This window comes from Streptomyces sp. BE20 (assembly GCF_036322525.1).
GTDB lineage: Bacteria > Actinomycetota > Actinomycetes > Streptomycetales > Streptomycetaceae > Kitasatospora.
The window spans coordinates 162,943-182,282 of sequence record NZ_JAQYWW010001223.1; the positions used below are offsets into that span (position 1 = coordinate 162,943).

At 74.3% G+C, this 19,340-nt stretch carries 17 protein-coding genes; 2 read left to right on the top strand and 15 right to left on the bottom strand.

Annotated elements, in window-relative coordinates; all coding sequences use genetic code 11:
- Nucleotides 1-2 precede the first annotated feature (2 nt).
- Together PUR61_RS43035 and PUR61_RS43040 are read right to left on the bottom strand one after the other, a co-directional pair.
- A complete protein-coding gene (locus tag PUR61_RS43035) occupies nt 3-2,228 on the bottom strand; it encodes a hypothetical protein (RefSeq protein ID WP_329885404.1) in 2,226 nt (741 codons plus the stop codon).
- 183 nt (nt 2,229-2,411) lie between these two features.
- Nucleotides 2,412-3,071 (bottom strand): DUF3800 domain-containing protein, encoded by a 660-nt coding sequence (locus PUR61_RS43040; RefSeq protein ID WP_329885405.1) that lies wholly within the window; start codon nt 3,069-3,071, stop codon nt 2,412-2,414.
- Between the two features lie 446 nt (nt 3,072-3,517).
- Here PUR61_RS43040 and PUR61_RS43045 point away from each other — a divergent pair, with 446 nt between their 5' ends.
- Both PUR61_RS43045 and PUR61_RS43050 read left to right on the top strand, forming a co-directional pair.
- Nucleotides 3,518-4,825, top strand: coding sequence for a DUF2786 domain-containing protein (locus PUR61_RS43045; protein ID WP_329885406.1), 1,308 nt, complete (start codon nt 3,518-3,520; stop codon nt 4,823-4,825).
- Between the two features lie 114 nt (nt 4,826-4,939).
- Entirely contained in the window at nt 4,940-6,043 is a 1,104-nt protein-coding gene (locus tag PUR61_RS43050; RefSeq protein ID WP_329885407.1) for an ADP-ribosylglycohydrolase family protein, read from the top strand.
- Nucleotides 6,044-6,085: 42 nt separating this feature from the next.
- Here the strand turns inward: PUR61_RS43050 and PUR61_RS43055 are convergent, their stop codons facing one another.
- The 13 genes from PUR61_RS43055 to PUR61_RS43115 form a co-directional block, all read right to left on the bottom strand.
- Nucleotides 6,086-7,387, bottom strand: a complete 1,302-nt coding sequence (locus PUR61_RS43055) for a serpin family protein (RefSeq protein ID WP_329885408.1) — start codon at nt 7,385-7,387, stop codon at nt 6,086-6,088.
- Nucleotides 7,388-7,501: 114 nt separating this feature from the next.
- Nucleotides 7,502-8,506: an ADP-ribosylglycohydrolase family protein gene (locus PUR61_RS43060; RefSeq protein ID WP_329885409.1), complete on the bottom strand. Its 1,005-nt coding sequence runs from the start codon at nt 8,504-8,506 to the stop codon at nt 7,502-7,504.
- 36 nt (nt 8,507-8,542) lie between these two features.
- Nucleotides 8,543-9,757 carry a cytochrome P450 gene (locus PUR61_RS43065; RefSeq protein WP_329885410.1) on the bottom strand — a complete coding sequence of 405 codons (1,215 nt, stop codon included), beginning with the start codon at nt 9,755-9,757 and terminating at the stop codon, nt 8,543-8,545.
- A 217-nt stretch (nt 9,758-9,974) separates the two neighbouring features.
- On the bottom strand, nt 9,975-10,955 hold the full coding sequence (locus PUR61_RS43070; protein ID WP_329885411.1) for a hypothetical protein: 981 nt from the start codon (nt 10,953-10,955) through the stop codon (nt 9,975-9,977).
- Entirely contained in the window at nt 10,952-12,166 is a 1,215-nt protein-coding gene (locus tag PUR61_RS43075) for a PP2C family serine/threonine-protein phosphatase (protein WP_329885412.1), read from the bottom strand. Before PUR61_RS43075 ends, PUR61_RS43070 begins: the two co-directional genes overlap by 4 nt.
- Before the next feature lie 13 nt (nt 12,167-12,179).
- Nucleotides 12,180-12,839, bottom strand: a complete 660-nt coding sequence (locus PUR61_RS43080; RefSeq protein ID WP_329885413.1) for a vWA domain-containing protein — start codon at nt 12,837-12,839, stop codon at nt 12,180-12,182.
- Nucleotides 12,840-12,923: 84 nt separating this feature from the next.
- A complete protein-coding gene (locus PUR61_RS43085; RefSeq protein ID WP_329885414.1) occupies nt 12,924-13,460 on the bottom strand; it encodes a hypothetical protein in 537 nt (178 codons plus the stop codon).
- A complete protein-coding gene (locus PUR61_RS43090; RefSeq protein WP_329885415.1) occupies nt 13,457-14,848 on the bottom strand; it encodes a methyl-accepting chemotaxis protein in 1,392 nt (463 codons plus the stop codon). Before PUR61_RS43090 ends, PUR61_RS43085 begins: the two co-directional genes overlap by 4 nt.
- 226 nt (nt 14,849-15,074) lie before the next feature.
- Nucleotides 15,075-15,815, bottom strand: a complete 741-nt coding sequence (locus PUR61_RS43095; RefSeq protein ID WP_329885416.1) for an SIR2 family NAD-dependent protein deacylase — start codon at nt 15,813-15,815, stop codon at nt 15,075-15,077.
- Between the two features lie 118 nt (nt 15,816-15,933).
- Nucleotides 15,934-16,548, bottom strand: a complete 615-nt coding sequence (locus tag PUR61_RS43100; protein ID WP_329885417.1) for a hypothetical protein — start codon at nt 16,546-16,548, stop codon at nt 15,934-15,936.
- 120 nt (nt 16,549-16,668) lie between these two features.
- Nucleotides 16,669-17,349 (bottom strand): response regulator transcription factor, encoded by a 681-nt coding sequence (locus PUR61_RS43105; RefSeq protein WP_329885418.1) that lies wholly within the window; start codon nt 17,347-17,349, stop codon nt 16,669-16,671.
- Nucleotides 17,346-18,653, bottom strand: coding sequence for a sensor histidine kinase (locus tag PUR61_RS43110; RefSeq protein WP_329885419.1), 1,308 nt, complete (start codon nt 18,651-18,653; stop codon nt 17,346-17,348). Before PUR61_RS43110 ends, PUR61_RS43105 begins: the two co-directional genes overlap by 4 nt.
- On the bottom strand, nt 18,646-19,317 hold the full coding sequence (locus PUR61_RS43115) for a hypothetical protein (protein ID WP_329885420.1): 672 nt from the start codon (nt 19,315-19,317) through the stop codon (nt 18,646-18,648). Before PUR61_RS43115 ends, PUR61_RS43110 begins: the two co-directional genes overlap by 8 nt.
- Between the last annotated feature and the right edge of the window lie 23 nt (nt 19,318-19,340).

Here is a 19,340-nt window from a genome sequence, read left to right on the forward strand (position 1 = left end):
CGTCACTCCTCGTTCTCCTCGCTCTCCTCGTTCTCCTCGAACACCTCCGTACCGACCAGGGTGGTGCCGCCGTTGTAGATGGCGTGGAGCAACTTCGACGAGAGCTTGTAGAGCGGATCCCACTCGTCCTTGGAGCCGAACCCCTCCAATGTGGTGCCCTGGGTGAGCGCCGTCAGTGCGCTCAGCCGGTCGTTGGCGGTCTGGAGGGCCCGCAGGAGGCCGGCCCGCTCGATGGCGGCCCGCTCGTCGATCGACAGCTCCTTGCCGTCGTTCGCCGAGTCGCTCAGCTCCTGCTGCGCCTTCTCCGCCTTGCTGACGTCAGATGTCGCCACGACCGCGTACTGGTCCAACGCGAGCTCGGCGCCACCCGGGTCCCTCGCCACCTTGTCCGAGGCCGACACGTCGATCCTGACGTGCGTGTAGTACGGGGTCAGGTCGGTCACCCGGGTCAGCTGCGCATCGGTCAGCGAGTTCTTCGCCTGGCGGTCGGCCTCGAATCTGTCGGCCGCATGGGCCAGCAGCCAGAGGCCCGCCTCGTTCCCCTGTCGCGACAGGTCCGCGATCACCGCGTGGACGTCGGCCCTGAAGGGGACCGTGCGCCCCACCGCGGAGCCCACGTTCCGCGTCAGCAACTTGTCCGTGATCAGGGCGATGCCACCGGCGACCGTGATCGTCATCCGCGCGTCGAAGTCACCGGCCAGTGCCGCCGGCACCAACTCGGTGAGCCGCTCCGTCGGCACCGGCTCCCACGAACCCCGCACGTCGGCGGTGATCACTCCACCGTTCGCCCAGGCGTTACGTGCCTGTTGGAGGACCGCCTTCTTCGCCCCGCGCCACGGTAGGTCCACGATCGGGCCCAGCAGCTCCGCGTAGCCGATGAACTTCATGGCACGCGTGCCCTTGATGTCCATGGCGTGCCGCTTGACCTCCCGGTAGAGCGACGGCCTGGTCAACGCATGCACCAGGTAGACGGCCCGCCACAGCGCCGTGGGTGGAATCGCCTTGTCCCTGAACACCGTCGGCAGGGCCTCGACCTTGATCCTGCCCACCGCCAGGTCCACGATGTCGGAGAGGTCTGCCGCGCCTATGTCCGTCTGTACCTGGCCGGACAGGACGACGCGGCGGAGCGCGCGGGAGCCCACCTCGACGTTCTGTGCGGCAGCGTCCCAGCCCTTGAACTCCACATGGACCGAGGCGAGGATGCTGCGCACCGCGTCGTCGAACAGCTCCACCTCCGGGAGTGCACCGCCCGGGTACGCCTGGAGACCGACCGCGATCTGCGCCGGGACGACCAGGGTCTGTCCGATCCTGACCGCACGGTCCGACGGCGTCTCGTCGAGCCCCCTCAGGAACTCGCCCCGAAGGTGGTCGAGCTGCTCCTGGCGCCCCAGCGACTGGCGCTGGCTCAGGCTCCTTTCGGCGCTGCCCCGGCGGGTCGGCTTCTCCGCGAGCAGGCACTCCGAAGCCAGCCGCGCGATCTCGTCCGGAGTGGCGTCGTCCCCGGCGAGCAGCGCCCAGGCGCTGGTGATGCGGGTGATGCCGTCCCGGACGACCAGCACGTGGATCGGCTCGGTGTCGTCCTCGAACTCCAGCCGACACGGGTGCGCGATCACCGCACGGGTGATCCGTCGCGCGAGGATCGACTGGTCGTAGGGGTTCGGGTTGGCTCTCCGCGTGTAGGTGATGGTCTGCCGCAGATGGTCGTGCAGGTGCTGCAGATCCCGGTAGACGTACGACACCGTGGCCAGCGGGCGGGGGGCGCCCTCTCCGGCGGACTCCTCCAGCATGCCCCGGACGGCCGGATCCGCGATCGGCAGGGACTCCTGCCCCGTCCTGGGCTGTAGACCCGGGAACAGCTCGGTGAGCCATACCCGCGCGTGAATCGACCGCAGGGTGGCGCCCTCGACGTGCTCCTCGATCAGCGCCGAAGCCAGGCCCGTCTGGGTTCGCAGTTGTGCGGCGACGCCTTCGGGGTGAACGACGGCGCGGGCCACCGCGTGCCAGCCGTCCTCATCGAGCGCCGTCCCGGAGTCGGCGAGGCCCGCCTTGACCAGCTTCCCCCGGGAGCTGGCCGAGGACGGCTCCGGGAGCTGGCGCTCGAAGCCGCTGATGGTGACTTCTTCGCCTTTGAGGATGAACCTCAGGCTTTCCGGTCCCCTCGGCCCTGGGAGCGACAGTCGGCCGATGTGGCCTTCAGCCTGGGCCGGCTCCTTGAATTCGATGGGCACAGTCACAGTCTTACCTTCGCCTTTCTGGCTTTCTGGTGAGTAGTCCTGGGATCTATGGCATGGCCTTGGCCGGTCGGCGGCGGTACAGTGGCCTTGCGGTCTTGGCGACTGCTGATGTTGTCGTCAGGTCTGCTGTTACGGACCCCGGCCTCGCGCCGGGGTTTCGTCGTTTCCGGGCACGGGTCAGACCCGCTCGGGGCCGTGCGCCTTCGGCAGCTGATCCCGGTACCGGTGGTGCAGGTGGACCCGGTTCGGCGCCAGCACCAGACCCTGGAAGGCGAGGTACGCCACCAGGTCGGCGAACTGGAGCCACTGGTTCTCGTGCGCCGGGGCGAACGCGAGCCCGGCAATGCGCGCGGGCCGCACCTGGTCGAAGACCTGCTGGTACAGCGGGTCTGTGCCGTTGCCGTCGATCACCAGCTCGCCGTACTCGTTCTCCGCCACGAGCTGGGCGTCGATCCGCCGCAGCGCGCCGGCGAAGGTCTCGGCGACCTGGCGCCGGTCGGACTTGAACAGCCCGTCGCGAAAGACCGAGCCGATCGTCACCCCGGGCAGTCCGGCAAGGAAGTCGAGCATCGCCTGGGTGGCCCGCCTGCGCTCCATCCCCGACAGGTCCCTGCCGCCCGGGCGCCCCCGGCCCACGACGAACTTGTGGGCATGCAGCTCGTAGTCGACCGGGATCCCGTAGCGGTGCAGGAGCTCACCGCGGAACCACCGGATCCGCTGCTCCAGCTCCGGCAGCAATACGGTGGCCACGGCGATCCAGCCGTAGAGCACGATGCCCCGGTTGAGGTCGCCCGAGTCGTCGAGGTAGAAGCGCCGGCTGACCGGCTCGCGGTTCATGGTTGGAGCACCTGCTCAGGAGCCTGTTGGTCTTCTCCCGACAACGGCTTGTCGGTCCCCACCCCGTGCTCAGGCGCACCCGGGTACACGTCGGCTCATCAACGCGCTGCATCACCCCGGCGACGACGCGGTCGGACCCGCTCTCGATCGGGCAACGGCGTATCCGACGCCGTTCACCAGACCAGTGCGGGGCCCAGTGGACAGGGGCACCCGGGACGTTTCCCAGGCACCGGCCGTGCACAACCACCGGAGGGCTCGTACTACCGATGATCGTAGCCAGGGGCGGAACCCCTGTCCATCGCCCTTTCCGCCTCTTAAACCTATTCAGACTTGCAGCCTTGACGTTCCGTCACGCCGGCCCGCCCTGCTCGCACCGGGGCCAGGTCGACCCACTCAGGCATCATGGGCGGGAGGCGCGGGATCGCGCTACGGAGAGTGGGAGTGGCGTGGGCAGGCGCAAGCAGGACGGCGGAACCGCGGCGGACGGCGGTGCCGGGGCACTGTTGGAGCGGGCGGTGGCGACCGTGGTCACGGCGCCCGAGGACGGCCTCGACCTCGCGCTGGACACCGGGGCCTCCCTGCTGGCGGCCTCCGCCGGCCAGTGGCCGGCGGTGAGCCGGGCGGTGCTCGGGTACGCGGACACGTCCGTCGGCCGGTGCTGGTCGGCGGGCTGGCGCCCGGCCGACCTGGCCCGCGTGGTCCGGCGGGAGCTGAAGCCGGTGCACCTGGCGCTGGCGGTGGACCTGATCTCCGCCGAGGGGCGCCGCCACGCCGCGGCCGCACCGGACCGGCGCTGGCAGGAGCAGCTGCGCGAGCTGGAGACGGCGGCCTGGTGGCCGGACGACGAGCGGTACCTGGAGGCCTTCGCGCAGCGTCACCGGCTGGACCGGTTCGCGCTCGCCACCGCCGTACTGGAGCTGCTGCGGATCTGGGGCCGGCTGCCGCCGATCGCCCCGGTCGGGCCGGTGCCGGGGCAGGTCGGGTACGCCGTCCGGCGGGAGCGGCCCGGGCCGGTGACCGGCGAGCCGCGGATGCTGTCGCGGATCCGGGCGCTGCTGGCGAAGGCCGAGTCCACCGAGTACCCGGAGGAGGCCGAGGCGCTGACCGCCAAGGCCCAGCAGCTGATGGCGCAGCACAGCATCGACGAAGCGCTGCTGGCCGTCGACGGTGCGGACCGCAACGCCCCGGGGGCCCTGCGGATCGGGGTGGACAACCCCTACGAGGTCCCGAAGACGATGCTGCTGGACGCCGTGGCGGCGGCCAACCGGTGCCGGGTGGTGTGGGCGAAGGAGTTCGGCTTCTGCACCCTGATCGGCTTCGACGCGGACCTCGACGGCGTGGAGCTGCTGTACACCTCGCTGCTGGTGCAGGCCACCCACGCGATGCAGAAGGCCGGCTCCCGGCAGCACCTGGACGGCGCCTCGCGCACCAAGGCGTTCCGGCAGTCCTTCCTGGTGGCGTACGCGGCGCGGATCCGCGAGCGGCTGACCGAGGCGACCGAGCGGGCGACCAGCGACGCGGCGGCCGGCCGGCACCTGCGGGCGGACGGCACCGAGGAGCAGCTCGTGCCGGACGAGCGGCTGCTGCCCGCGCTGGCGGCCCGTTCGGCGGCGGTGGACCAGGAGGTGGGCCGGATGTTCCCGAAGCTGGTCTCGCAGCGGGTCCGGGTGAGCGACGGCGAGGGCTGGGCGGCGGGCCGGGCCGCCGCGGACCGGGCGGCGCTGCACGGCCGGGCCGGGGAGATCCGGGGCTGACCGGACGGGCCCTGATAGAACGGACACCGGCCCGGGCACGGCCCGGCGCGGGCACCACCCGCGGCGAGCACCACCCGCAGTGGGCGGCGACGAGCGAGGGGGACGACGGTGACGGTGGGCGAACAGCCGGGGTTCCGGGACCGGGTGCGCGGAGCGCTGGTCGGCGGGGCGATCGGGGACGCGCTGGGCTGGCCGGTGGAGTTCCTGCGGTTGTACCAGATCCGTGAGCGGTACGGCCCGGCCGGGGTGACCGGCCTGCCGGGCGGCGGCCTGGTCGCCGAGGTGACCGACGACACCCAGATGACGCTGTTCACCGCCGAGGGCCTGATCCGCGGTTTCGTCCGGGGCTGGTCGGGCGGTGGCGGTTCGGTGCCGGAGGCCGTGCACGGCGCTTACCGGCGGTGGCTGCTGACCCAGCAGCAGGGCGCGCCGGACCGGAGCCCGCTGGCCCGCCCGTACGACGGCTGGCTGCTGCGCGAGCCGTTCCTGTACGCGCGGCGGGCCCCGGGTGACGCCTGTCTGACCGGGATGAAGTACCACCCGTCCTTCGAGGCGCCGGCCGCGCTGGGGCAGCCGGGGCCGATCAACGCGCACTCCAAGGGGTGCGGCACGGTGATGCGGTCGGCGCCGTTCGGGCTGGCCCGACTGGGTGCCGAGCAGTCGTTCGGGCTGGCCGCGCAGTGCGCGCAGCTGACCCACGGGCATCCGACCGGCTACCTGGCGGCCGGCGCGTTCGCGTCGCTGGTGGAGCGGCTGGCGGCCGGGGTGGAGCCGTGGGCGGCGGTCGGCGAGGTCGTGGAGCAGACCCGGGAGTGGCCGGCGTCCAAGGAGACGGTCCAGGCGCTGGCCCGGGCGGTGCGGGTGGCCGAGGAGGCCGAGCCGTCGGCGGAGGCGGTGGAGCGGGTCGGGCTGGGCTGGATCGCCGAGGAGTGCCTGGCGATCGCGGTGTACTGCCTGCTGGCGGGGACCTCCGGTCCGGAGCCGGCCCGGACGGCGCTGCTGCTGTCGGTCAACCACTCGGGGGACAGCGACTCCACGGGTGCGGTCTGCGGCAACCTGGTCGGTGCGGCGTACGGCGCCTCGGCGCTGTCGACGGACTGGACGGAGGCGGTGGAGGGCCGGGAGACGCTGCTGCGGGTGGCGGACGACCTGCTGGTGCTGTTCGGCAGCCGCGAACCGGGCCACCCGGCCCTCGGGGACCGCTACCCGGCCTGGTGAGCCGGGGCCGCGCGGGCGGCGCCGGGGCCCGGGGGGCCGTGCTCACTTGGCCTGCGGGTCGGTGACCTGGCCGAGGAAGAGCGGCCGGCCGGTGGCGGTGTCCCGGATCAGGAAGAGGAACGGCCGGTCGATGTCCAGCTGCACCGGGTCCTTCGGCATCGGCGCGGCCATCGCCTCGACGCCGACCCCGCTGCCGGCCGCCGCGACGGTGCCCTCCTCGTCGACCTGGACGGTGGCCTTCTGCACCACCGTGCCGACCCTGAGCGGCTCGGTCGCGCCCGCGCCGGGGATGCCGGAGAGGTCGGCACCCGGCCCGAACGCGGCCTTGACGCCGAGCGCCTGGAGGGTGGGCTTCAGCTCGTTGGCCGTGTCGAAGTGGAACTTCGGGAGGGTCAGGTCGACGGTCCGCTCGTCGAGCGAGCCCAGGATCATCTCCAACCGGGCCTGGTCCAGGCCCTTGCGGAAGGCCTCGAAGCCGCCCTGCGCGGGCACCACCAGGTCCATCGCCAGCGTGCCGCCCGCGTAGGGGAGTTCGACGGCCTGCCAGGGCTCCCCGAGGATGCCGCCGGAGCCCTCGGCGTAGCGGAGCGAGCCGCTCTGCCCCATGGTGGGGACGGCCGGCGCGGACCCGTCGAGGCGGTGGAACGGCCGGTCCGTGGTGCGCCCGGCCTTGAACGGGGTGGCCCACTCGGCCTTGAGGTAGAGCGCGTCGGTGAGCGCGAGCCGGGTGTCGGGGTTGATCGACCCCTGGCCGAAGAGGTCCTTGACGCGGCCCTCGGTGGCCTTCTCCACGGCGGAGTTGACGGTCTTCCGGGCGCCCTCCGGGTCCTTGCGGAAGTCGGCGGTGTGCACCCCGGCGCCGAAGGCCGCGGCCAGCACGCCCAGGTACCGCTGGTCGAGCGGGAAGTCCCGCTGGGCCCAGACGTCGTCCGCCTGCTTGAGCACCAGCCCGTCCTTGGCCGGGACGGGACGGTTCAGGGCGCCGGTGGCGAGCGCGTACTGCTGCGGGGTGAGTTCGGTGTGCAGCGCCTTGGCGAGCTCGTCGGCGGTGGTGCCGCGGGTGCCGGGCAGCAGCATGGCGAGCGCGGTGGCCAGGCCGGACGGCGAGAGCACCAGGTTGCGGCCGGTCTCGGCGGGGTCGGCGGTGAGGGCGTGCAGCAGGTCCAGCCCGAAGGCGCCGGTGGCGGCGGCGGTCGCGGCGACCTGGGCGGGATCGGCCGGTGGCAGCGACTCGGGGGAGGAGGCGCGGATCACGACCTGGCCGCCTCCGGTGGAGCCGCAGCCGGCGAGCAGTGCCGTGCAGCAGAGCAGGAACACCGCCGGGCGGCGGGTACGGACGGACATGACTGGCCTCGTCCCATGGGTCGGCGGCGCGGGCCGGTGCCCGCGCCTCGGTGCCGGTTCGACGCGGCGGGGCCCGAGGCGGTTCCACGGGCCCCGCCGGCCGCGGGGCCGGGATCAGTCCCAGAGCGCGCCGAACTCCAGCAGTTCGTCCCGGTGCTCGATCCGCTCCACCCACTCGGCGGGCCACGCGTCCGCGCCCAGGTGCGCCCCGGCGAAGGCGCCGGCCAGGCAGGCGATCGAGTCGGAGTCCCCCGAGGAGTAGGCGCCCCGGCGGACGGCGGCCACCGGGTCGTCCGGCAGCAGCAGGAAGCAGAGCAGTCCGGTGGCGAGCGCCTCCTCGGCGATCCAGCCCTCGCCGGTGGCCAGGCACGGGTCGGCCTCGACGTCGGGTGCGGCGAGCGCGGCGGTGAGCCGGTCGAGGACGGCCAGGCAGTCGTCCCAGCCGCGGGCGATGAACGCCTCCGGGGTGCTGTCCTGGGCGTGGTCGGCGAGGTCGCCGAGCCAGGACCGGTCGTACCGGGTGCGGTTGGCCAGCGCGTACGCGCGCAGCACGGCGGGCAGGCCGGCCGGCGGCAGGCCCTCGGCGAGCTCGCGGACGGCGAAGGCGGTGAGATCGCTGGCGGCCAGCGCGGTGGGGTGGCCGTGGGTGAGCCCGGACTGGAGCTGGGCGGCGCCGGCCAGTTGGGCCGGCGCCGGCTCGCGGATCAGGCCGAGCGGAGCGACCCGCATGTTGGCGCCACAGCCCTTGGAACCGGTGTCGCTCGCGCTCTGCCACCGGCGGCCGGGCGTGCTGAGCCGCGCGCAGGAGGCCAGGCAGGTGTTGCCGGGGGCACGGTTGTTGTCCGGCGAACGCCACCAGTCGAGGAACTCCTCGCGCACCGGCGGCTCCAGCCGGGCCGCGGTGAGCGGACCGGTCTCCAGGGCGGTCCGCAGGCCGCGGGCCAGCGCGAGCGTCATCTGGGTGTCGTCGGTGATCAGCGCCCGGCCCGGCAGGGGGAGTTCCCGCCAGTCGGGCCACTGCCGGGCGATCTGCTCGATGTCCTCGAACTCGGTCGGCCTGCCCATCGCGTCGCCGATCGCCAGCCCCAGCAGCGCGCCCGTCGCCTTGCCCCTGCCCACGATGCACTCCCCCTCGCCCGGCCGTCGGCCGAACCGTCAGACCTCGACCAGCAGTTCCTTGAGCCCGCGGATCACGTAGCCCGGGCGCCACTCGGGCTCGCGGACCAGCCGCAGGCCCGGCGCCCGGCGCAGTAGCTCGCCGTACGACTCGGTGAGCTCCAGTCTGGCAAGCGGGGCGCCCAGGCAGAAGTGGATTCCGGCGCCGAACGTGATGTGCGGGTTGTCGGCGCGGCCGAGGTCGAGCCGGTCCGGGTCGGTGAACCGCTCCGGGTCGCGGTTGGCCGAGCCGAAGAGCAGGGCGACCTCCGAGCCGCGCGGGACGGTGACCCCGCGCACCTCGACGTCCTCCAGCACCCAGCGCTCGAACATCTGCAGCGGGGTGTCCCAGCGCATCAGCTCCTCGACGGCGGTGGGCAGCAGCCCGTCGACGTCGGCGCGCAGCCGGGCCAGTTCCCCGGGGTTGCGGAACAGCGCCCACCAGCCGTTGCCGGTGGTGTTGACGGTGGCCTCGTGGCCGGCGTTGAGCAGCAGCACGCAGGTGGAGATCATCTCCTGCTCGCTGAGCGCGTCCGAGCCCTCCTGGGCGTGGATCAGCGCGCTGATCAGGTCGGTGCCGGGGGCGGCGCGGCGTTCGCGGATCAGGGCGCGCAGGTAGTCGGAGAACTCGACGCTCGCGGTGACGGCCCGGCGGGCGGCCTCCTCGGTGGGGTTGAGTTCGAACATGCCGGTGATGTCGGCGGACCACGGGCGCAGCAGGTGCCGGTCGGCCTCGGGGACACCGAGCATCTCGGCGATCACCGCGACCGGCAGCGGTTCGGCGACGGCTCCGATCAGGTCGCCGCCGCCGGCCGCGAGCAGGCCGTCCACCAGTTCGCCGGCGAGCCGCCGGACGGTCGGGCGGAGCCCCTCGACCATGCGCGGGGTGAAGGCCTTGGAGACCAGCCGGCGGATCCGGGTGTGGTCGGGCGCCTCCAGGTCGAGCAGGCCGTTGTCGTTGAGGGTGTGGAACGGCTCGTGGGCCGGGTCGGGCAGGGGCCGCCCGAACTCCTCGTGGCTGAAGCGGTGGGTGTACGTCCGGCCGAGCCGGCGGTCCCGCAGCAGGGCGCTGACGTCCTCGTACCGCGAGACCAGCCACTGCCCGGTCGGCTCGTAGTACGTGACCGGGGCCTGCTCGCGCAGGTCGGCGTAGGCGTCGTACGGGTGGGCCACGAACTCCGCCGACCAGGGGTCGAACTTCGGTGTCGTCGTCATCGGTCGATCACTCCAGGCCGTGAGGGGAAGCCGGAAGGATCATCGTACGCATGCAGTCCGTCCGGCCTCCGGCCCCTCCGATGTCCGGCCCCTCCCTCGTCCCCTCCCTCGTCCCCTCCCTCGTCCCCTCCCCCGTCCCCTCCCCCGTGCGGCCCTCCTCGTACGGGCCCTCCTCCTACGCCCCCCGTGCGGCCCGCCGGCCTCCGGCCCGCCCGCGTCAGGTCGGGCGGCGCAGCGGGATGCTGCCCCGCGGGGCCCGACCGTCGAACAGCCGCTCGTCGACCGGGCGGGCGGCCCTGGCCGGACCGCCGGCCCCGAGCGGGATGCTGCCCCGGCCGCCGAGCGCCAGCAGCCAGGCGGTCAGGTCCGGCCTGGTCCCGTACGGCCCGCCGGCCTGCTCCCAGATCCGGCGGACCGTCGCCAGCTGCCGGTCCGTCAGCACGTCCGGCAGCGGTTCGAACGGCTGCCCCGGCGTGAGGTAGGGGTCCTGGGCCAGGGTCCGCCCGAACAGCAGGGCCGCCTTGTAGCGGTCGCTGTCCACGGTGGCGCTGCTGCCGTGCGGGGAGAGCGGGTCCGCCCAGTCGGGCGTGTCGGTCTGCTCCAGGACCGGCGCCGCCCCGACCCGGCGGATACCGTCGCAGTCGAGCAGATGGACGGCGGGCTCGGGGACCACCGACCAGAGCACGTTGGCGTGCGAGAGGTCACCGATCACCAGCCCCCAGCGGTGCAGGCGCTCGATCAGCCCGGCCAGCTCCAGCACCAGGGCGAGCCGCTGCTCCGGGTCCGGGCGGACCACGCCCTGGGTCGCGGGCTTCTCCGGGTAGAAGAGGTACTGCGCCTCGGTGAGCCTGCGCCCGCCGGCACCCGTCTGCCAGGACATCGCGGCCGGCGCCTCCTGCATCAGGAACCCGACGCAGCCCGGGCCGTCGACCACCCGGCAGAGCGGCCAGGCGGCCTGCGCGTCCAGCCGGTCCCGTTCCTCCCCGGGGAGTGCGAGGCGCAGGGCGACCAGCTCGGCCAGGGCCGGGCCGTGCACCTTCCCGGGGTCGAGGTAACGCTTGAACAGCAGGCCCGGGTAGCCGGCCAGGCGCTGCACCAGGCCCTGGCCACCGCGCCCGGCCTCGGCCCCCACCGCCAGCAGCGCGAGTTCCACGTCCGCCCCGCCGGCCAGCGCCGTGGCGATGTCCGGGGCGCTCACCGGGCGGCCTCCCAGAGGCAGACGGCCGTGCGGTCGTCGTCGTAGCTGCGCACCCTCACCTGGGCCTGCCAGAGGAACTCGGCCAGGCCGGGGACGTCCGGGCCGCCCCACCGGTCGGCGAGGAAGTCCTGCAGGTCGGGCTCCTTCAGCAACGGCAGCGCCAGACCGTCGGTGCACAGCACCAGCAGGTCGCCGGGGCGCGTGTCGGTGATCAACCGGACCCGGGTCTGCTCGTAGGCCTCGGGCAGGCAGTGGGTCCGGGTGCTGATCAGCGCGCCGTCGTCCTCGTCCTGCTCGCAGTTGGTCCAGCCGCCCTCCCGCAGGCGCAGCAGGCCGCCGTCGCCGACCGAGACGAAGCCGCGGGCGGCGACGTCCGCGTCGGCCGGCACCAGCAGGGCGCGCAGCGTCGTCGCGTACGACTTGGGGTCCAGGCCCCACTGCCCCGCGTCCTTCGCCAGCTCGCCCGCCACCGCCGCGACCATCTGCCCCATGAGCACCGCGAAGTCGGCCTCGGCCCCGATCCGCAGGCAGGCCAGCAGCGTCTCCGCCTTGTGGGCGACCTGCCGGGCCAGCAGCCGCAGGACGCCGTTGGAACCGCGCTGGGAGTGCTGCTGGGAGCCGACGCCGTCGGCCACCGCGAGCAGCAGCAGGTCACCGGCCCGGGTGACCAGGACGGCGTCCTGGCGGCACTCGCCCCGGTAGCGGTGCGAGTCGCCGCGGACGGAGGCGGCCCGGACGGTGACCGGGCCGAAGGTGCCGCCGTCCACCACGGTGTCGGGCAGCGTCCCCGCGTAGAGGTCGGCGCCGACGTCCGCGATGCCGGTCGGCTCGGGTGTGTAGGCCGGGGGCTTGCGGCCGACGTGGTGGACGGCGCCGGGTTCCTCGCCCAACACCGGCACCGGGCCGGACGCTCCCGCCGCCGGTGCCGGCGGCACGCCGGGCGGCGCCGCGGGCCGGTCTCGGCCGGGCTGCCCCGCCGCGTCCGGCCCGGTGGTGGCCGGATGCGGCAGGAACGGCACCGGGGTGGACGGCACGGGCCTGGCCGGGGCCGGGGCGACCGGGCCCGGCCCCCAGCCGTGCTCGTAGACGGACGAGGCGACGTCGATCGGGTCGAAGGCCCGCTCGGACACGGGCTCCGGGCCCTGACCGCCCTGTGGGTTGCCGTGCGGGTTGTCGTACGGACTGCCCTGCGGATTGTCGTACGGGTTCACCTGGCGACCCCGCTCAGAGCTTGTCGAGCGAGACGGCGGTGAACCCGGGCACGTGGTCGTCGACCTGGAGGCTCATGCCCTGCCCGGCCGCGGTCGCCCCGCTCACCGAGCGGACGATCGACCGGGTCAGGCTGGCCGCGAACTCCCGCAGCGCGACCGCCGGGTCCGCCGACCCCTCCTCCTGCATGAAGGCCTTGAACGTGGCGACGTGCGCGATCACCGTGCGGTCCGCCTGGCCGATGCCGAAGGCGATGATGTGCGGCCGGAACGCGGCGGCGAGCAGGTCCTGGTACGGCTGCTCCCAGTCGGAGTCGGTCGGCACGCCGTCGGAGAGGAAGAAGACCACCGGACGGTAGACGTCGTGGCCCTCCGCCTTCAGCTGCTGTACGTCCCGCTCGATGGACTGCCGGAGCAGGGTGAAGGCGTTGCCGAAGGAGGTCAGGCCGGAGGCCTCCAGGGCGGGCAGCTCGTCCAGGTCGCTCAGATCGACCAGCGGCTGCAGCTCGTTGGCGTCGGTGGAGAAGCCGATCAGCCCGAACCGCGTCTTGTCGGAGATGGTCGGGTTGGTGCTGATCTCCTGGTGGAGGTTGAACAGGGCCTTGTTGAGGGTGTCGACGTCGGCGCTCATCGACCCCGACTCGTCGCACACGGCGTAGAACGGGAGGATCTGCACGGCACTTCTCCTTGGTCTCGCAGTTCACAGCAGGTGTGGGGCACGGTTCGGAACGGGGCCCGGACCGGACGGCCGGGGCCCCGGTCAGCCGGTGTAGAAGTAGATCTCCAGCGAGGCGTGCCGGGGGTTGTCCGTCAGCGAGATGAAGTCCCGGGTGGTGGTGCCCCGGAACATCTCCGGACGGGCCTGCGCGAGCAGCCCGTTGACGGTGTGCGCGTACGCCTGTCCGGCGCCCGGGTCGCGGTTGCTGCCGAACGTGAGCACCACCGCGGCCTGGCGCCCGGCGTACCGCTCGGTGGCCGCGCGGATCTGCGCCACCAGGCCGGCCGTGTCGGAGGAGTCCCCGGTGACGTCGACGGTGACCGCGTCGTGCTCCACCCCGCGCGGGCCGGTGGGGGTGGGCGTCGGCCGGGGTGTCTCGGAGGCGGTGGCACTCGCGTCGGCCGTGGCCGTGGCCGCGGGCGCGGGCGCGGGCGTCGCGGTGGCGCGCGCGGCCGCCACCGGGTCGCCCTGGTCGCCCATCGCGACCAGGGCCAGAACCAGCAGCAGGTCCGCGAAGAGCCAGCCCGCGAGGTGTGCGCTCCGGACGCGCGGCCGCCCGGTTCGGAACCGGTCCCTCATCGGCCCGCCTGCCGCACCGGCACCTCGTCCAGCTCCAGCAGCGTCCGCTCGTCCGCGACCGCGACCGCGTCCGAGACGCCCGGCGCCGGCGTCCCCGGGGCGTCCGACGGGTCCGAGGGGCGCGAGCGGGTGCCGCCCGCGCCCGGTCCGGGCTCCGACACGGTCCTGACCAGCAGTGCTCCCGGGCCCGGGGCCCGCCGCTCGTCCCGGGCGTCCACCCGCGCCGCCGCGGCCGCGGCCGCCGAGGCCGCCGCGGTGACCCGGTCGGCCATCGACGCGACCTCCCGGGCCAGCCCGTCGAGCTGCTCCAGCAGCCGCCCGCCGACATCGGCGACGGTCTCCGCGCCGGTGGTGAACCCCCGCTGGGCGACCGCGAGGTCCCGCACCGCGTCCTCCACCCGCTCGCCCGCGTCGGACAGTTCGGCGCCGACCCGCTCGGTGGCCCGCCGTACGGCATCGGCGGCGTCGGCCGCCTGCTGCCCGCCGCGCCAGACCAGGTCGTCGGTGGCGGCGGCGCCGTCCCGGACGGTCCCGGCGAGCTTCTCGCCGCTGTCCCGCACGGCCTTCCCCACGCCGTCGACCGCCTTCTCGATCCCGTCGACCGCCTGCCGCAGCGGGTCGACCGCCGCGCCCACCTCGGCCAGCCGCTCCCTGGCCCCGGTCACCGACCGCTCGACCACCAGCGCCGCATCGCTGAGGTCCCGCTGGGTGTCGGCGGCCTGCCGACCGAGCCGCTCCAGGGTCTCCGCCGCGCCGGTGAGCTCGGCCACGAACCGCTGCGGCGAGGACCGGCGGCGCTCGTTCAGCACCAGCTGCGCCCGGGTGAGCACCGGGGCCAGCTCGGCCAGCAGCTCCTCCGCCTCCTGCACCGCCCCGGTCTCGCGGCGCTCGGTCCCGGCCCTGCGGACGCCGTGCGCGACGGAGAAGACCAGCAGCAGGGCGATGAACAGCGTGGCGGACAGCGCGATGTCGCCGAAGGTGGCCCAGCCGGCCAGCCGGCCCTCGAAGCCGGTCTGCCAGAGCTGGAGGAACGGCCGGGCGGCCTGCGCCGCATCCGCACCGATCAGGGCCTGGTAGGCGCTGGTCGCCTGCATCAGGCCGGCCCAGGTGACCAGCAGCGGGACGAACACCAGTCCACCCAGGGCGACTTCGAGCCAGGACCAGAACCTCGGTTCGGGCCGCGGCCGGACCGCCGCCCGGACGCTCTCCGGCCGGACGAAGCTCTGCACCAGGTCGAGGTCGGCCCACTGGTCCAGGTCGCCGGTGCCCGAGATCGCCAACCCGAGCTCCTTGAGCTCCTCCTGACGACCCACCAGGCCGGGCCTGGCCGCCAGAGCGCGCAGCTCACCCCCGATCGCACGACGGTCCAGCAGTCGACCTGACGTCATGAGGGCTCCTTCGGTGCGCGCCGCCGCGGGGGTGAACGCCCGTGGCCGGTGCGGTGCGCGGGCGGAGCCGCCCGCGCAGCCTCCCCCCGGTGGCCGGAATCCGGCCACGCCGCTCCGTGCCGCAGCGTAGCGCAGAACCACCCTGCGGGACTGGGCAGTTCGTCCAGTGGATACCTGTTCGTCACCGACTCGCCCGGGCCCCCGGGGCCCGGGCGAGTCGGAGGTCTCAGACGTACCGGGCCACCAGCCGGCGGACCAGGTCCGGCAGCGCGGTGGAGATGGGCTCGCGGATCACCTCGTCGGCGACCTCGTCGAACGGGGTCGGCTCGCCGTTCATCACGATCAGCCGGGCCCCGTTCCCGAGCGCGCTGTACGGCAGTTCGGCCACCGGGAAGACCTGCAGGCTGGTGCCGACAGCGAGGAACAGGTCGCAGGCCTTGCTGACGGCGTCGGCCTGCTGGATCACCTGGGGGTCCAGCTGCTCGCCGAACATGACGGTCCGCGGCCGCAGCACCCCGCCGCAGGCCCGGCAGGCCGGGTCCGGCTCGCCCGCCGCCACCCGGTCCAGCGCCTCCGCCACCGGGCCCACCACCTTGCACCGCATGCACTGCACCTCCTGTGCGGTGCCGTGCAGTTCGAGCACCTTGCGGGGGGACTGGCCGGCCCTCTGGTGCAGCCCGTCGACGTTCTGGGTGAGCACCCGGACGGGCAGCCCGGACTGTTCGAGGTCGACCAGCGCCCGGTGCCCGGCGTTCGGCTCGGCGGCCAGCGCGCCGACCTCGGCGCGCATCAGCCAGGACCGGCGGCGAACGTCCGGGTCCGATGTGTACGGGCCGATGGTGACCAGCCGCGGGGCCTCCGGATCGCGCTGCCAGAGTCCGTTCGGGCCGCGGTAGTCGGGGATGCCGGAGTCGGTCGAGATGCCGGCGCCGGTGAGCACGGCGATCAGCGGGCGCTTCGCGTTCATGCCCCGGACGGTACGGCCACTCCTCGCCGGCCCGCCACCGATATCCGCCCCAGGTCGCGCGCAGGCCCGCGCCCCGGCCTGCCCCGTTCAGGCCCCGTTCAGGCCCGCTCAGGCCCGCTCAGGCCACGACCGGCCGCCCGGCGCCGGCGCCGAAGCCCGCCAACGGAGCCAGCGCCACCAGGTAGCAGCCCGCAGCGACCGGGATCAGCGCCAGGTCCGCCGCCGTCAGCACCGTCCCGGCCAGCACCAGCACCGGGCTCCACCAGCGCAGCGTGCGCGCCCGGCCCACCGCGCCGGCCACCAGCAGCGCCAGCAGACCGACGTAGAACAGCACCGGACCGACCGAGTAGACCACCGGCACCACCCCCGGATGACTCTGGACGCTGTCGAACAGCCGGTGCTGGTCCGCCTTGTCGACGGCCACCGCCCCCACGTACAGGTCGATGACGATCTGCACGACCGACGCCGCCAGCCCTGCGGACGCCACTCCCAGGGCGGCGCGCGCCGCGACCCTGCCCGCCGCCGTGCGGTGCGGCGCCGGCCGCCGCTCCAGCGCGACGAGCACCGGTGCGAACAGCACCAGCCCCGCCAGCATCAGGCCGTGACCGACCAGCCAGCCCGCACCGGGGTCACGCGATCCGTCCAGCAGCCGGATGCCGCCGTACAGCGCCATCAGAACGGGTCCGCCGATGACCGCGAACGGGGTGACGCGACCGAGCGTCGAGGTGTCCATGGGTGCTCTCCCGAGGTTGGGGCCGTCGTTGTTCCGCCACCCCGGATCCTGTCCGCCGCCGCCCTCGTCGCGGATCGCCCGCACCGGCGAATCCGGCCCCTCCCCCGCGCGGGGGAGCCGTCAGCCCTCGCCCGCCACCACCGCGCCCGCCTCGTACGCGAACACCACCGCGTGCACCCGGTCACGCAGACCCAGCTTGCCCAGCACATTGCTGACATGGGTCTTCACCGTGTGCTCGCTCACCACCAGCTCGGCGGCGATCTCGGCGTTGGAGAGCCCCCGGGCCAGCAGCCGCAGCGTCTCCCGCTCGCGCCCGGTCAGCTGCTCCAGCAGCCCGGACGGCGGCCGTACCGCCCGCTCCGCGCCGCCCGGCCGCCGGGCGGCGAACTCGCCGATCAGCCGGCGGGTCACCGACGGCGCCAGCAGCGCCTCTCCGGACGCCACCATCCGCACACCGTGTGCCAGGTCGTCCCGGCGGACGTCCTTCAGCAGGAACCCGCTGGCTCCCGCGTACAGCGCGTCGAAGACGTAGTCGTCGGCGTCGAAGGTGGTCAGCATGATCACCTTCGTCTCCGGGTACTCCGCGCAGACCTGGCGGGCCGCCTCCAGCCCGTCCATCACCGGCATCCGGACGTCCAGCAGCAGCACGTCCGGCCCGTGCACCCGGACCGCCTCGATCGCCTCCGCGCCGTCGCCCGCCTCGGCGACCACCTCGATGTCCGGCTGCGCGTCCAGGATCATCCCGAACCCGGCCCGCACCAGCTCCTGGTCGTCCGCGACGACCACCCGGATCGGCTTCATCCACCCACTCCGCCCACTCCGCCCACCAGCCCGGACGCCCCCAACGGCAGCCGGGCGCTCACCAGGAAACCCCTGCCGTCGGGCCCGGGACCGGCCTCGGCCCGGCCGCCGCAGGCCGCCGCCCGCTCCCGGATGCCGACCAGCCCGCGCCCCCCGGACCAGCCGCTCGCGGCCCGGCCGGCCGGCAACGGCACACCGCGCCCGTCGTCGGAGACCACGACCGCCAGCTCCTCCCCCTCCCGGACCACCCGCACCAGCGTGTGCGAGGCGCCCGCGTGCTTGACCGTGTTGGTCAGCGCCTCCTGCACGATCCGGTACGCGGCCGCCTCCACGTCCGCCGGCAGCGGACCGCCGACGCGTCCGAGGTCGAGATCGACCGAGAGCCCGGCCGTACGCACCCGCTCCGCGAGTGCCGCGAGCTCCGCCAGCCGCGGCTGCGGCGCCAGTTCGGGCGCCGCCCCCTCCTCCTTCAACACGCCGAGCACCCGACGCAGTTGCACCATGGCGTCCCGCCCGGAGTCGGCGATGGTGTCGAAGGTCCTGATCGCCCGCTCCGGGTCCGAGCGCACCACCACCGGCCCCGCCTCCGCCTGGATCACCATCAGCGAGACGGCGTGCGCCAGGATGTCGTGCATCTCCCGGGCGATCCGGGCCCGCTCCTCGGCCACCGCGCGCGCCGCGTCGCTGGCCGCCCGGCGCCCGGCCTCCCGCGCCCGCTCCGACTCCACCTGCGCCAGCCTCCGCAGTTCACGCACCAGCGAGCCGAAGACGAACGCCCCGACCGAGGTCAGCAGCGAGAACAGCATGCCGTTCGGCGACCGCGTCCCCACCACGTTGGCGACCACCACCACGGCCAGCACGGCCCAGCGCTGCCCGTCCCTGGCCCGGTCGGCCACCGTGTAGAGGGTGACCACGGCGTACAACGGCAGCTGCGGCATCGCCGAGTGGGCGAGCACCGAGAGCACCGCCGACACCCCGCCGCTGACCGCCAGCACCGTGACCGGGGCGATCCGCCGCCACGGCAACGGCAGGGCCGTCCCCAGGGCCAGCAGATAGGCCCACCAGGACCACGCCGTGTCGTCGTGGTACACCGACCAGAGCGAGACCCCCGCCGAGCCGACCGTCAACAGGCCGTCCACCACGTACGGGTTGACCCCGGCCAGCCCCGCCCGCCAGCGCACCGCTCGCCCCACCGTGACACCTCCCCCGTCCGCGGGCAGGCCCACCCCGCGGAGAAGATCATGCCCGACCGGCAGCAGCGTGAGCACGCCCCGGCCGGCGTCCCGCACCACGCGGTCAGGCATCGGTGACCACCACACCCCCGGTGTCGGTCCGCGCCGAGATGGTGCGCGGCGCGCCGGCCTGCCGGGGCACCGCCACCTCGACCTCGCCCGTCACCGCCTCCGCGTCCACCGCGTACGGTTCCCCGCCCGGCACCCGCACCCTGACCTCGCCGGTCACCGACCGCGCCTCCACCGTGGTCGGGCTCGCCGCGAACGCCACCTCGACACCACCGGTCTCGGCGCTCACCCGCACCGTCGGCGAGGTCAGCGCCGTCCCCTGGACGCCACCGGTGCCCACCTTGGCCTCCACCTCGCCGGCCAGCCCGTGCAGCCGGATCCCGCCGGTCTCGCTGCTCAGCCGCACCACCGTTCCGGCCGGCACGGTCACCTCGTAGCCCACCCCGCAGTCCGAGCAGTCGTACGCCAGCCTGAGCGTGCCGTCCCGCACCTCGTGCCGGGTCTCCGGCGCGGGGCCGCGGTAGCTCTGCTTCTCGACCACCCGCACCGTGTCCCCCGCGCGGACCTCGATCCCCCCGGTCCGCCCCTCGACCACCAGCTCCCGCACCGGCTCGGCCACCCCGTAGGAGACCGTCCGGCGCTCGTCCTCGTCCCAGAAGCACCCCACCGACCCGAGCAGCACCGCCCCCGTGATCGCCACGGCCCCCAACGCCCGCTTCGCACCCATCCCCGACACCCTCTCGTCCACGT